A 13,127-nucleotide genomic window follows, 5' to 3' on the forward strand; every position below is an offset into this window, starting at 1 on the left:
GTCAGGCTAGCCGACAGCTGCGACATCCCGACGGGCCGCGACGTCCCGGTTTCGCCGGCGCCGAGGAGGCCGCGCCGGGAGCCCGGGAGGCGGAGTTCAGGCCACGTCCCGTCGCCGCATCAGCCACAGCGCCGCCACCAGCACCACGAGCGTGCCCAGGCCGATCACCCAGGCCGACTGCTGCCAGGTGATCAGGTACTGCGCCGGCCGGCACTCGCCCTGGGTGAAGTTGCAGGCCTTGTAGTCCTCCAACACCATCTTCTTGTTGAACCAGGAGACGGCGTAGCTGGACAGCACGTACCGGCCGGCGAACTTGACCCCGGCGATCTGCAGCGCGATGCGCAGGCCGATCTCGCTCACCACGCCGACCGCCACGGCCGCGCCGAGCGCCATGGCCGTGTGCCGGCCGATCGACGCCAGCCCGAAGGCCACCACCGCGACCGCCAGCACCAGGGCCACGCCGCGGGCGCCGCTGAGCGCGAAGGACTGCCAGACGCCGCTGGTGAGCTTGCCGGTGACGCCGCGGTACCGGCCGATCAGCCAGAACACCAGCGTCCACGCGGCGCCCAGCCCCACGGCCAGCCCGAGCATCCCGGTGAGCAGCGCCGCGAGCTTCGTGCCGAGCACGCTGAGCCGCTTCGGCCGCCACAGCAGCAGGTTCATCATGCCGCCGGTGCTCCACTCGGCGCCCACGTACGAGGCGCCGACGATGAAGCCGAACAGCGCCACGATGCCGGCGAAGACCGAGATGAAGACGGCGTACTCCTTCCGGAAGTCGAACTGGTACGGCAGGTACCACTCGGCCTGGAAGTCCTCCCGGCGCGGCTCGCCGAAGTCGCAGTTGGGCGGGTACCGGTCGGTGATGTTCTCGCCGCGCGCCTTGGCGGCCTCGCACTGGCGGGCCTGCTCCTGCTGGTCGCGCACCACCTGCTGGTAGTTGGCGTCGGCCGAGGCCTGCGCGGCCGCCAGCTGGGTCGGGCCGATCTTGTGGCTGCTGAGGCTGAACGCCACGGCGATCCCGGCCAGCCCGAGGACGAGCAGCGCCAGCATCAGCTTGGTGAGCCGGCGCTTGAACAGCCGGCGCAGCTCGGTGCGGTACAGGCTCATACCCCCCACCCTCCCTGGGTCGGTCCGGTCTGGCCGGGCACCGCCGACTCGTCGACCTGGCGGTGCTGGCCCGGCACCGGAGCGGTGCCGGTCAGTTCGAGGAAGACGCTCTCCAGGTCCACGGTGACCGGCGCCAGCTCGCTGACGTACAGGTCGCGGGCCGCGAGCGTACGGGTGATCGAGGCGGGCTTGTCCACGCCCTGCACCAGCAGGTGGTCCTCGGCCACCGTGGTGCGGGCGCCGGCCCGGACCAGCTCCTCGGCCGCCACCGGCAGGTCGGCCGCGGCCTCCAGGCGGACCCGGTAGCCGCCGCCGGAATGCTGGGCCAGCACCTCGGCCACCGGACCGGCGGCCACCCGGCGACCGAGCGAGATGATGGTGACCGAGTCGCAGATCAGCTGCACCTCGCCGAGAATGTGGCTGGACAGCACGACGGTCATCCCGGACGTGGCGAGGTCGCGCATGAGCGACCGCATCTCCCGGATGCCGCCCGGGTCCAGGCCGTTGGCCGGCTCGTCCAGGATCAGCAGCTTGGGATCCTTGAGCAGCGCGGAGGCCACGGCCAGCCGCTGCTTCATGCCCAGCGAGTACGTCTTGACCCGCTCCTTCGCCCGCTCCCGCAGCCCGACGAGCTCCAGCACCTCGTCGACCCGGGTCCGCGGCACGTCGCCCGCGCCGGCCAGCAGCGAGAGGGTGTCCCGCGCCGAGAAGTTCGGGAAGAACTGCGGGCTCTCCACGATGGCGCCCACCCGGCCGGCCACCCGCGGCAGCGCGGCCGGGACCTGCTCGCCAAGCAGCTCCATCCGCCCGCCGTCCGGACGGATCAGCCCGAGCAGCGTCCGCAGCGTGGTGGTCTTGCCCGACCCGTTGGGCCCAAGGAAGCCGTGCACCTGGCCGGCCTCCACCACCATGTCGAACCCGTCCAGCGCCCGCCGGGTGCCCCGGCGGCGGCTGCGGTACGTCTTCCGCAGCCCTTCAATTTCGAGTACGGCAGGCACCGATCCTCCCGGCTCTCCCCCGATATGACGGGAGGGACAATACTCTGCTATCCGTAGTAGCGGGGGCCCGAAACGCCCCGGCGACAAAGGATTTCGTGGCGGGATCCGGCGCCGCCGGCGTCAGGCGCAGATGACGTGCACGCCGGCTTCCCGGAACCCCTGCACGGTCTCGTTGTCCCCACCGGAGTCGGTCACCAGGGTCTCGATCCGCTCCACCGGGCAGATCCGGGCGAAGGCGTGCCCGCCGAGCTTCGAGGAGTCGGCGATGATCACGACCCGCTTGGCCCGGGCCACCATGAGGTTGTTCATGGCCGCCTCGCCCTCGTGGTGGGCCGCCGCGCCGAGCTGCGGGTCGACCGCGTCCACACCCAGCAGCGCCACGTCCAGGGTCACCTCGCGCAGCAGCGCCCCGCCGAGCGGGCCGACCAGCTCGAACGACTTGGGCCGGACCACGCCGCCGGCCACCACCACCTTCATCCGGGACCGCACCAGCAGCTCGTTGGCGATGTTCAGCGCGTTGGTCACCACGGTGAGCTGGGCGCCCTCGGCGCTGGTGTTCAGGTCGGCGCGCACGGCCAGGGCGCGGGCCACCTCGGTGCTGGTGGTGCCGCCGTTGAGCCCGACCACCATCCCGGGCGAGACCAGCGCGGCGGCCGCCGCGCCGATCCGCTGCTTCTCGGCCGAGTGCTTGGCCGTCTTGTAGCGCAGCGGCAGGTCGTAGGAGACGCCGTTGGCCACCGCGCCACCGCGGGTACGGGTGATCATCTGCTGCTGGGCGAGCTGGTCGAAGTCGCGCCGGATGGTCGCCTGGGAGACGCCCAGCCGGCCGGCCGCGTCCTCGACGCTCACCCGGCCGCTGTCGGTGAGCAGCTCGAGCAGGGCGTTCCATCTGGCGTACCGGTCCACCGGAACCCTCCTGCACGTAGCGTGATTGATTGCGTGCACGATAGTGCGCGAAACGAGCGCGAGGCAAACGGTTGAGCTGCGCGATCGTCCGGACTGTTGCCACGCTCCGGCCCGCTCACGCAGAATGATGCGCCGAAGACGACCGGTCCGAGCCGTTTCGCGCAGCAAGCCCGCGCACGGGTACACCGGCGAACGCCCGCGAGGAGCATGGATGACGTACGTCGATGCGGAGGTCGCGAGCCAGCCGGAGTGCTGGCTGCGCGCGGCCGAGCTGGCCCCGGGAGCGGCGGCCGACCTGCCCCGGCCCGCCGAGCGGGTGGCCGTGGTCGGCTGCGGCACCTCGTGGTTCATGGCCATGGCGTACGCCGGGCTACGCGAGGGCCGCGGCCAGGGCGAGACCGACGCGTTCCAGGCGTCGGAGTTCCCGGCCGGCCGGCGGTACGACCGGATCCTGGCCATCTCCAGGTCCGGCACCACGACCGAGGTGATCGACCTGCTCCGGACGGTACGCGGGCGCACCCCGGTCACGCTGCTGGTGGCCGATCCGGCCGCGCCGGCGGCCGAGCTGGCGACCGCGACGATCGCGCTGGAGTTCGCCGACGAGCGCTCGGTGCTGCAGACCCGGTTCGCCACCAGCGTTCTCGCGCTGCTGCGCGCCGCCCTGGGCGACGACGTCCCGGCGCTGGCCGCCGACGCCGAGGTGGCCGTGCGCTGCCCGCTTCCAGTCGACCCGGCGCGGATCGAGCAGGTCACCTTCCTCGGCGCCGGCTGGACCGTCGGGCTGGCTCAGGAGGCCGCGCTCAAGTGCCGGGAGGCCGCCCGGTTCTGGGCCGAGGCGTACCCGGCGATGGACTACCGGCACGGGCCCATCGCGGTGGCCGGGCCGGACCGGCTGGTCTGGGCGCTCGGCCCGGTGCCGGCCGGCCTGCCGGACGAGGTCGGCGCCACCGGCGCCACCTTCCTGCACAGCCGCACCCACGGCTCGCACACCGTGCTCGGCCGCTGGGCGGCCGGGCGTACCCCGCTGGACCCGATGGCCGACCTCGTGCTGGCCCAGCGGTTCGCGGTGGCCCTGGCCACCGGCCGCGGGCTGGACCCGGACCGGCCCCGACACCTGGCCCGCTCGGTGGTGCTGCCCGGATGACCGACGTCGTCCTCGCGCTCGACGTGGGCGGCACCGGGATCAAGGCCGCGCTGGTCTCGCCGGACGGCGTGGCCCGGCACACCGAGCGGCATCCGACGCTGGCGGCCCGGGGGCCGGCCGCGGTCGTCGACACCATCCGGACCGTCGCGGCCGGCCTGGCCGACGCCGCCCGGGACCGCGGCTGGACCCCGGTGGCGGCCGGCATCGTGGTGCCGGGCGTGGTGAACGAGGCCACCGGGGTGGCGGCCTGGTCGGCCAACGTGGGCTTCCGGGACGTACCGCTGCGCGGGCTGCTGCGCGACCACCTGGGGCTGCCGGCGGCGCTCGGCCACGACGTGCGGGCCGGTGGGCTCGCCGAGGCGCGCCTGGGCGCCGGTCGGGGCCACGACCACGTGCTGTTCGTCGCGGTCGGCACCGGGATCGCGGCCGCGCACGTGGTGCGCGGGTCGGCCGCCGCGGGCGCGCACGGCGCCGCCGGTGAGCTGGGCCACCTCGTGGTACGCCCCGACGGGCCGCCCTGCGGGTGCGGCCAGCGCGGCTGCCTGGAGGCGGTCGCGTCGGCGGCCGCGGTGGCGCGCGGCTACGCGGCCCGCACCGGCGCCCAGCCCGCCGGCGTCCAGCTCACCGGCACCCAGGACGCCGGCACCCAGGACGCCGGCACCCAGGACGCCGGCGCCCAGGACGCCGGCGCCCAGGACGCCGGCGCCCAGGACGCCGGCGCTCCGGAGGCCGCCGCCCCGGTCGCGGTCGCCGGTGGCCCGCCGATCACCGCGGCCGAGGTGGCCGCGCGAGCCCGGTCCGGCGACCCGGCGGCCGTCGCCGTCTGGCGCGATACGGTGGATGCGCTCGCCGACGGCCTGCTCGCCGGTCAGACGCTCTACGACGTCTCGGTGATCGTCGTCGGCGGCGGGCTGGCCGAGGCCGGCGAACAGCTGCTCGGCCCGCTGCGCACCGCGCTGGCCCGGCGGCTCACCTTCCACCGGGAACCGGCGCTGGTCGGCGCGGCGCTCGGCGACGAGGCGGGGTGCCTCGGCGCCGCACTGCTTGCTCTGGACGGTTTGGAGAGTTCCTGATGGTGCTGCGGGTGGCCGGCAAGGTGGTCATGCCCTCCGGGGTGATCCGGCAGGGCTGCGTGGAGATCGACGGCGAGCGGATCACGGCGGTGGCCGAGTACCCGTCGATCCGCGACGGCCACTGGATCGTGCCCGGCTTCGTCGACATGCACACGCACGGCGGCGGTGGGCACACCTTCACCACCGGCGATCCGGAGTCCGCTCGCCGGGCCGCCGACTTCCACCTCGGGCACGGCACCACAACCCTGCTGGCCAGCCTGGTCAGCTCCCCGGCCGAGTCGATGCGCTCGGCCACCGCCGCGTACGCGCCGCTGGTGGCCGAGCGGGTGCTCGCCGGGATCCACTACGAGGGGCCTTACCTCTCCGAGCTGCGGTGCGGGGCGCAGCACCCCGAGCACCTGCGCGACGCCGATCCGGACGAGCTGACCGAGCTGCTCGACCTCGGCGGCGGGACGGTGCGGATGGTCACCCTGGCCCCGGAGCGCCACGGCGCGCTGGACGCCATCAAGCTGCTGGTCTCCCGCGGCGTGGTGGCCGCCGTCGGCCACACCGACGCCACGTACGAGCAGACCCGGGCGGCCATCGACGCGGGCGCCACGGTGGGCACGCACGTCTTCAACGGCATGCGGACCCCGCACCACCGCGAGCCCGGACCGGTGTACGCGCTCCTCGCCGCCCCGGACGTGGTGTGCGAGCTGGTGGCCGACGGGGTGCACCTGCACGACGGCACCCTCTCGTTTGCGGCCTCGGTGACCGGCCCGGACCGGGCTGCCCTGATCACCGACGCCATGTCGGCCGCCGGGATGACCGACGGCGACTACGAGCTCGGCGGGCAGGCCGTGGTGGTGACCGACGGGGTGGCCCGGCTGCGGCAGCCGGACGGTGGCCCCGGCGCCATCGCCGGCAGCACCCTCACCATGGACGCCGCGCTGCGCCGGGCGGTCGCGGCCGGCATCGCGATCCCGGACGCCAGCCGGATGGCCTCGGCCACCCCGGCCCGGGCGCTGGGCCTGGACGGCCAGCTCGGCTCGCTGCTCCCCGGCTGGCGCGCCGACCTGGTGGTGCTGGACGACAACCTGCAGGTGGTCCGGGTCATGCGGGCCGGCGCCTGGGTGGACTGACCGACCGCCGGACCTGCCGGCGCGGGGCGCGGCCGGCGTCACCCGGCCGGACGGGCCAGGCGGCGCCGGAGAAGGTAGGCCAGCGCGCCCGCGGCAAGCACGCCGAAGCCGGCCAGCACGCTGCCGGGCGGCAGGCTGACCGCGAGCAGGACGCACCCGGCCAGGCCCAGCACGGCCAGCGCCCGGACCGGGAGCCGGCGACCCGGCTCCGGTTCCAGGGTCAGCGCGGCGGCGTTGGTCACCGCGTAGTAGACCAGCACCGTGCAGCTGGAGAAGCCGATGGCGCCGCGCAGGCCACCCAGGCAGACCACCGTGATCACCACGGCGGCCACCGCCAGCTCGGCGCGGTGCGGGACGCGGTGCCGCGGGTGCACGGCCGCGAGCGCCGCCGGCAGGTCGCGGCGGCGAGCCATGGCCAGCGTGGTCCGGCCCACCCCGGCGATCAGCGCGAGCAGCACGCTGGTCACCGCCACCACCGCGCCAGCCCGGACCACCCAGGCCAGCCCCGGTTGGCCGGCCGCGCTCACCACATCGGCCAGCGGAGCGGCGGACCGGGCCAACCGCGCCGGGCCCAGCACCGACAGCGTCACCAGGGCCAGCACCAGGTACACCGCCAGCACGACGCCGAGCGCCAGCGGCACGGCCCGGGGGATCGTCCGCTCCGGTTCCCGGACCTCCTCGCCCAGCGTGGCGATCCGGGCGTACCCGGCGAACGCGAAGAAGAGCAGCCCGGCGGCCGTGAGCACGCCGCGCGGCGGCGTGCCGGCCAGGTCGCCGATCCGGGCCGGGTCGGCAGCGCCGGTCAGCCCGCCCACGACGACGACCAGCGCCAGCACCGCCAGCGTCACGGCCACCAGCGCCCTGGTGGCGCCGGCCGTCTTGCCGATCCCGCGCAGGTTCACGGCCGTGAGCAACAGCACGGCGGCCACCGCCACCACCCGGGCGTGCGCCGGCCACAGGTACGCGCCGATGGTGAGCGCCATGGCCGCGCAGCTCGCGGTCTTGCCGGTGACGAAGCTCCAGCCGGCCAGGAATCCGGCGAAGCCGCCGAGCCGTTCGCGGCCGTACACGTAGGTGCCGCCCGACTCCGGGTACCGGGCGGCGAGCCGGGCCGAGCTGGTGGCGTTGCAGAACGCCACGAACCCCGCCAGCGCCAGCGCGAGCAGCAGGCCCGACCCCCCGGCCGCGGCCGCCGCCGGGGCGAACACCACGAAGACGCCGGCGCCCAGCATCGAGCCGAGGCCGATCACCACGGCATCGGGTACGCCGAGCCGCCGCGCCAGCTGATCCACGGCGCTGACCTTACGGGGCTGGGCGCGGGCGCGTCATACCCCGACGGGCAGCGCCATCAGACCGGAGTGCCACGACGAAACCCGCCCGGCTCCGGCCAGCGGCGCTCGATCTGTCCGGTCCCCCGTCCAGATCGCGGATGATCAGGCGGAACCCGGAACGTAGAACCGGTACTCGGCCCGGTAGGGCACGCCGGTCGTGGCGCCGGCCGCGCAGCCGCCCGCCGGTGCCGCGCCGCCGCTGGTGGCCAGCCGCTGCACGTAGCTGACCTGCCCGAAGATCCCGGTGCCGCGGTTGGCGGTCGCCTGCAGCAGCAGCTGCGGGATCGTCCCCGGCGCCGGCGCCGGCACCGAGGCCACGGCACGGGCCTCGACCAGCGAACCGTCCTCGGTCGACTCCCAACTCGGCCCCCGGAAGTGGATCGCGGTCCGCGGCCGTACCGGGTCGGTCTGCCAGCCGACGAGGTTGGCTGCGGGTTCGACGAACGTCCAGGCCCCGTCGGCGCACCGGTAGACCTGGGTGCCGGCCGCGAAGAACCGCGCCCGCAGCACCTGCCCGGGCGGCGGATCGAGGGCCGGCGGCACGCTCACCGACTGGTTCCCCGGCTGGGCGGGCATGGCCGGGCCGGCCGCAGGCACGGCGGGCAGCGCACCGGCCGCAGGCACGGCAGGGGCGGCCGGCGGTGCGGGCAAGCCCCGTGGTGTGGCGGCCAGACCGGCCTGCTGGCCGCCCACGACGACCAGCACGGCCGCCAGGCCGATGCCGACGATCCGAGCCCAGCGGGCCCGAACGAATTCACCGATAGTCATGACGAGAAAACGTAGAGCCGCCCGGCGAGCCGGGCACCTCGACAGTCGGCATACCGACAGGAGCCTGAGGTCACTGCGCGTGACATCGGAACCGGTCGGCCGACTGCCAGCGCCGGGAGAGGCCACCACTCGCGCCCGCCCACGCCCGCCTGCCGGAGGCCGGTCAGTCGGCCCGGGCGCCATCCTCGACCGACCCCGACCCCGACCCCGACCCCGACCCCGACCCCGACCGCGGCCCCGACCCCGGCATTGAGGCCGACCCCGGCATCGAGGTCGACTCCCAGGCCGTCCCTTTCGCCGGTGCCGGTGCGGCGGGCGGCGCCAAGACCGCGGGGCGGTCCCAGCGGCGCAGGGCGGCCGGCAGCGGCACGTCGTCCCAGGGGACCCGGCTCAGCAGCCGGCCCAGGAGCAGGCCCAGCAGCAGGCCGGCCACCGAGTCGGTCAGCCAGTGCCAGCCGAGATAGGTCGTGGTGACCAGCAGGATCGCCGGCGGCAGCGCCCGGACGGCCCGGATCAGCGCCGGCGGAGCGGCCCGGCCGTAGGCCCGGAACAGCGCCGCGAGCAGCAGCGCGATCGCGCCGTACCAGACGATCGCGTTGGCCAGATGGCCCGACGGGTACGACAGCCCGTACGTGCCCGGGGTGTGGAAGAGGCGGACGGCGTCCGCCTGCGACAGGTACGGCTTCTTCACCGTGGCGCTGGGCGCGGCCCGATCCGTCCACAGCTTGAGCGGCCCCACCACCAGATAGAGCAGCACGAATGCGCCGCCGAACACCAGGGCCGGCCGGACCGATCGGGTACGCAGGACGAGCAGGCCGCCCAGCACGGCGGCCACCGGCATCAGGATCAGTCCGCCCTGGCCGAGCGTGTTGAGCACCCGGGCGATCCAGTATCCGGCCGCCGGCCGGTGCGCGGCGGCCCAGTCCGCGACCGCGCGGTCGACGCCGTACAGGTGGCCGGTGGCCAGCGCGACGGTCAGCGCGACGAAGGCGGCGAGCAGCACCAGGTCGAACCACCATCCGGCCGGGCGGACCGGTCGGGCCCGCAGCCGCCGTACCCCCTGGTTCTGTCGCACGCGACCACGCTACCGGCCGGCGGCGAATGTGGTCCCAGCCACGGTGTGCGGCGCTCCCCCGCCGCAGGCGTCATGCTTGTCCCCGTGCGCATCACCTCGGCCCTCATCGACCCGGCGCTGCTCGACCTGCCGTGGTCGGCCCCGCTTGAGGAATGGCCGGCGGACCAGTTGGTGGCCCTTCCGCAGGGCATCTCGCGCCATGTGGTGCGGTTCGTCCGGCTCGGCGACACGGTGTACGCGGTCAAGGAGACCGGCGAGCGGGTCGCGGAGCGGGAGTACAACCTGCTGCGCAGCCTGGAGCGGATCGACTTCCCGTCCGTCGAGGCCGTCGCCATCGTGGCCGACCGGCAGGCCCCGGACGGCGAGCCGCTGGACCCGGTGCTGATCACCCGGCACCTTCAGTTCTCCCTGCCGTACCGGGCGCTGTTCTCGCACACGCTGCGCCCGGAGACGATGACCCGGCTGCTCGACGCGCTGGCCGTGCTGCTGGTCCGGATGCACCTCACCGGCTTCTTCTGGGGCGACTGCTCGCTGTCCAACACGCTGTTCCGGCGGGACGCCGGCGCCTTCGCCGCCTATCTGGTGGATGCCGAGACCGGCGCCCTGCACGGCCGGCTCTCGGCCGGGCAGCGCGGCGAGGACCTGGAGATCGCCCGGGTGAACATCTTCGGCGAGGCGCTCGACCTCCAGGCGGCCGGGCTGCTGCACGACGCCATCGACCCGGAGACGGTCTGCGAGGAGGTGGTCCGCCGGTACGAGGGGCTCTGGCACGAGATCACCTACGAGCAGCAGATCGAACGCGACCACCGGCACGACATCGAGGGCCGGATCCGCCGGCTCAACGACCTCGGGTTCGATGTGGCCGAGGTGGCCATGTCGCTGGTCGACGACGGGCGTTACCTGGTGCGACCCAAGGTGGTCGACGCCGGACACCACAGCCGGCGGCTGCTCCGGCTCACCGGCCTGGACGCCGAGGAGAACCAGGCCCGCCAGCTGCTCAACAATCTCGACGCGTACCGGGCGGAGAGCAGCCTGACCGACGAGGAGCAGGCGGCGCACCGGTGGCTCACCGAGGTCTTCGAGCCGGTGGTCCGGGCCGTCCCGGCGCGGCTGCGCCGGAAGCTGGAGCCGCAGGAGATCTTCGCGCAGATCATCGAGCACAAGTGGCTGCTGTCCGAGCAGTCCGGCCGGGACGTCGGGATGGCGCCCGCGGTCCACTCCTACCTCTCCGACGTGCTCGAGCACCGCCCCGACGAGCAGGCGGTGCTCGGCGCCGAGGTCCCGGCCGGCATCGGCGCCGAGACCCCGGCGGGCTGAGGCGTCCCTCACCGCCCGGGCCAGCACTCCCGGTACCACTCGTAGGTGCGGCGTACCCCCTCGGCCAGCGGGACCGCCGGACGGTATCCGGTGAGCTCGCGCAGCAGCCGCAGGTCCGGACGGCGCCGGGCCACCGAGCCCGCCGGCGCGGCCACGGCCGCCAGCGCCGGGCTGGTGCCGTTGATCTCCAGGACCAGCTTGGCCAGGTCGCCGATGTTCGTCTCCGCGGTGTCGTCGCCGATGTGCACGATCCGACCGGCCGCGGCCGGGGCGCGCATCAGCCGGACCATCGCCTCCACCGCGTCGTCGACGTAGCAGAACGCCCGGTGCTGGTTCACCCCGTACACCCGGAACGGGTCCTCGCCGCGGAGCGCCCGCAGGGACAGTTCCGGGATGACGTGGTCGGCCCCCATCCGCGGGCCGTAGACGTTGTGGAACCTGCCCACCACGGCGGAGAACCCCCGGGCGCGGGCGCCGTGCAGGAACGCCGCCTCGCCGAGCAGCTTGCTGACCGCGTACGCGAACCGGGGCGCGGTGACGTCGGCCAGCACGACCGGTACGTCCTCGGCGGTGGGCACCGGAACGACGCCGAGGTCGACACCGCCGGCGTACACCTCGCTGGTCGATGCGAAGAAGACCCGGTCCCCCGGCGCCAACCAGTCCACCGCGTGCAGCGCGGCCAGCGAGTTCACCCGGACCACGCGGGCCGGGTCCGACTCGACGTTGCGCACCCCCACCACGGCGGCCAGCAGGTACACCTGGTCCCAGCCGTGCGGCAGGTCCGCCCAGCCGGCCGGGTCGGTCAGGTCGGCCGCCCGCACGTCGACCCGGGGGTCGGCGGCGAGCAGGTCGAACTCCCGGTCCGCCCGCCCCCGCGAGAAGTCGTCGACGATCGTCACCGAGCAGCCGTCGGCCAGCAGCCGCCGGGCGAGGTGCAGCCCGACGAACCCGGCCCCGCCGAGCAGCAGCGCCCTCACGAACCCGCCGCCGCGAGGTAGCCGATGCCGGCGTACCGGACCCCGGCCGCGCGCACGGCCGCCTCGTCGAGCACCCGCCACGAGTCGAAGACCAGCCGTGGCCGGCCGGCCGCGAGCAGGGACGAGACCTCCAGCGCCCGGTAGTCGGGATGATCGTTGATCACCAGTACGGCGTCCGCCTCGCTGAACGCCTTGTCGAGGCTCACCGGGTCGCCCCCGTACCGGCGGATCACCTCGGGCGCCACCAGCGGGTCGTGCCCGGAGACCACCAGGCCGGCCGCGCTGAACACCGGCATCATGGCCGCGATGGGCGTGCCGCGCATGTCGTCGGTGGGCGGCCAGCCCTTGTACGCCCAGCCCAGCACCGCGAGCCGGGCGCCCTCGCTGCGCCCCAGCTCGGCCCGGATCAGCTCCACCACCCGGCCGGCCACGTGCACCGGCAGGTGCTCGTTGAGCCGCCGGGCCGGGCCGATCAGGAATGGCTCGCGCGCCCCGGCGCTGCCCAGCATGAGGTACGGGTCCTTGGACAGGCAGCCGCCGCCCACGTACCCCGGCCGGGCCAGGTCGGGCCGGGGATAGTCGAGGTTGGCGGCGCGGATCACCTCCAGCGGATCCAGGCCGTGCCGCTCGGCGATCAGCGCCACCTCGTTGCCGTACGCGTAGGTCACGTCGGTGTGGCAGTTGTTGGCGAGCTTGACCAGCTCGGCGGCCTCCAGACTGGACACCGGGACCAGCCGGGCGGCCAGCCCGGCGAAGAACTCCAGCCCGTCCGCCCGGCTGGCCTCGTCCAGGCCGCCGACCACCTGCGGCAGCTCCACCAACTCGCGCAGCGCCTGCCCCTGGATCGTCCGCTCGGGCGCCATCACCAGCCGGGCCCGGCCCCAGGCCTCGACCAGGGCCGGCAGCACGACCCGCCGGCTGGTGCCGACCGGGACCGTGCTGCGCACCACCACGAGGGTCTCCGGGCCGCAGTTGCCGGCCACCTGCCGGGCCGCGGCCGCGAGGTTGCTCAGGTTGGGCAGGTTGGTCTGCTCGTCGACCGGCGTCGAGACGCTGATGACCGCCACCTCGACGACGCCCTTCGGCAGCTCGGCGTCGACGAAGATGCGGCTGCCGAGCAGCTCCCGGAACACCTCCTCGACGCCCGGTTCGAAGATGTGCGGCCGGCCCTGGGACAGCGCCTCGAGCACCGTGGGGTGGATCTCGGCCCCGTGCACGGTGTATCCCCGGCTGGCCAGGGCGGCCGTCAGCGTCAGGCCGACGTACCCCATCCCGACCACTCCGACTGTCTGTGGCATGTTCCCTCCTCT

At 74.7% G+C, this 13,127-nt stretch carries 11 protein-coding genes and 1 pseudogene; 4 read left to right on the forward strand and 8 right to left on the reverse strand.

Annotated elements, in window-relative coordinates; all coding sequences use genetic code 11:
* Positions 1-96: 96 nt before the first annotated feature.
* The 3 genes from ACFFHU_RS30620 to ACFFHU_RS30630 form a co-directional block, all read right to left on the reverse strand.
* Positions 97-1,107, reverse strand: coding sequence for an ABC transporter permease subunit (locus ACFFHU_RS30620; protein ID WP_377343984.1), 1,011 nt, complete (start codon positions 1,105-1,107; stop codon positions 97-99).
* Positions 1,104-2,105, reverse strand: coding sequence for an ABC transporter ATP-binding protein (locus ACFFHU_RS30625; protein ID WP_377343985.1), 1,002 nt, complete (start codon positions 2,103-2,105; stop codon positions 1,104-1,106). The genes ACFFHU_RS30620 and ACFFHU_RS30625 overlap by 4 nt, the downstream gene beginning before the upstream one ends.
* Positions 2,106-2,225: 120 nt before the next feature.
* On the reverse strand, positions 2,226-3,011 hold the full coding sequence (locus ACFFHU_RS30630; RefSeq protein ID WP_377343986.1) for a DeoR/GlpR family DNA-binding transcription regulator: 786 nt from the start codon (positions 3,009-3,011) through the stop codon (positions 2,226-2,228).
* Between the two features lie 211 nt (positions 3,012-3,222).
* On the opposite strand from ACFFHU_RS30630, the gene ACFFHU_RS30635 reads away from it, so the two are divergent.
* The 3 genes from ACFFHU_RS30635 to nagA are packed head-to-tail and all read left to right on the forward strand — an operon-like array spanning position 3,223 to position 6,349.
* Positions 3,223-4,155 (forward strand): SIS domain-containing protein, encoded by a 933-nt coding sequence (locus ACFFHU_RS30635; RefSeq protein ID WP_377343987.1) that lies wholly within the window; start codon positions 3,223-3,225, stop codon positions 4,153-4,155.
* Positions 4,152-5,228, forward strand: a complete 1,077-nt coding sequence (locus tag ACFFHU_RS30640) for an ROK family protein (protein WP_377343988.1) — start codon at positions 4,152-4,154, stop codon at positions 5,226-5,228. Before ACFFHU_RS30635 ends, ACFFHU_RS30640 begins: the two co-directional genes overlap by 4 nt.
* Positions 5,228-6,349, forward strand: a complete 1,122-nt coding sequence (gene nagA, locus ACFFHU_RS30645; protein WP_377343990.1) for an N-acetylglucosamine-6-phosphate deacetylase — start codon at positions 5,228-5,230, stop codon at positions 6,347-6,349. The genes ACFFHU_RS30640 and nagA overlap by 1 nt, the downstream gene beginning before the upstream one ends.
* A 38-nt stretch (positions 6,350-6,387) precedes the next feature.
* On the opposite strand, the gene ACFFHU_RS30650 is transcribed toward nagA, so the two are convergent.
* The 3 genes and pseudogenes from ACFFHU_RS30650 to ACFFHU_RS30660 form a co-directional block, all read right to left on the reverse strand.
* Complete coding sequence (locus ACFFHU_RS30650; RefSeq protein WP_377343991.1) at positions 6,388-7,641, reverse strand: APC family permease; 1,254 nt, start codon at positions 7,639-7,641, stop codon at positions 6,388-6,390.
* A 141-nt stretch (positions 7,642-7,782) separates the two neighbouring features.
* Positions 7,783-8,448 carry a DUF3455 domain-containing protein gene (locus tag ACFFHU_RS30655; protein WP_377343992.1) on the reverse strand — a complete coding sequence of 222 codons (666 nt, stop codon included), beginning with the start codon at positions 8,446-8,448 and terminating at the stop codon, positions 7,783-7,785.
* A gap of 358 nt (positions 8,449-8,806) precedes the next feature.
* Positions 8,807-9,523: pseudogene (locus ACFFHU_RS30660) on the reverse strand (phosphatase PAP2 family protein); the annotation flags it as partial.
* 72 nt (positions 9,524-9,595) lie between these two features.
* Here ACFFHU_RS30660 and ACFFHU_RS30665 point away from each other — a divergent pair.
* Positions 9,596-10,840, forward strand: a complete 1,245-nt coding sequence (locus tag ACFFHU_RS30665; protein WP_377343994.1) for a DUF4032 domain-containing protein — start codon at positions 9,596-9,598, stop codon at positions 10,838-10,840.
* A gap of 8 nt (positions 10,841-10,848) precedes the next feature.
* On the opposite strand, the gene ACFFHU_RS30670 is transcribed toward ACFFHU_RS30665, so the two are convergent.
* Together ACFFHU_RS30670 and ACFFHU_RS30675 are read right to left on the reverse strand one after the other, a co-directional pair.
* Entirely contained in the window at positions 10,849-11,817 is a 969-nt protein-coding gene (locus tag ACFFHU_RS30670) for an NAD-dependent epimerase/dehydratase family protein (protein ID WP_377343995.1), read from the reverse strand.
* The gene (locus tag ACFFHU_RS30675; RefSeq protein WP_377343996.1) at positions 11,814-13,115 is read right to left on the reverse strand and encodes a nucleotide sugar dehydrogenase; all 1,302 of its coding nucleotides are present in this window, start codon (positions 13,113-13,115) and stop codon (positions 11,814-11,816) included. Before ACFFHU_RS30675 ends, ACFFHU_RS30670 begins: the two co-directional genes overlap by 4 nt.
* Between the last annotated feature and the right edge of the window lie 12 nt (positions 13,116-13,127).

This window comes from Plantactinospora siamensis (assembly GCF_042434095.1).
Classification (GTDB): domain Bacteria; phylum Actinomycetota; class Actinomycetes; order Mycobacteriales; family Micromonosporaceae; genus KBS50.

Excerpts from the sequence above, each read along its gene's own strand:
- nagA (WP_377343990.1), top strand. The coding sequence starts at position 5,228 with ATGGTGCTGCGGGTGGCCGGCAAGGTGGTCATGCCCTCCGGGGTGATC.
- ACFFHU_RS30655 (WP_377343992.1), bottom strand. The coding sequence starts at position 8,448 with ATGACTATCGGTGAATTCGTTCGGGCCCGCTGGGCTCGGATCGTCGGC.
- ACFFHU_RS30640 (WP_377343988.1), top strand. The coding sequence starts at position 4,152 with ATGACCGACGTCGTCCTCGCGCTCGACGTGGGCGGCACCGGGATCAAG.
- ACFFHU_RS30665 (WP_377343994.1), top strand. The coding sequence starts at position 9,596 with ATGCTTGTCCCCGTGCGCATCACCTCGGCCCTCATCGACCCGGCGCTG.
- ACFFHU_RS30675 (WP_377343996.1), bottom strand. The coding sequence starts at position 13,115 with ATGCCACAGACAGTCGGAGTGGTCGGGATGGGGTACGTCGGCCTGACG.
- ACFFHU_RS30620 (WP_377343984.1), bottom strand. The coding sequence starts at position 1,107 with ATGAGCCTGTACCGCACCGAGCTGCGCCGGCTGTTCAAGCGCCGGCTC.
- ACFFHU_RS30635 (WP_377343987.1), top strand. The coding sequence starts at position 3,223 with ATGACGTACGTCGATGCGGAGGTCGCGAGCCAGCCGGAGTGCTGGCTG.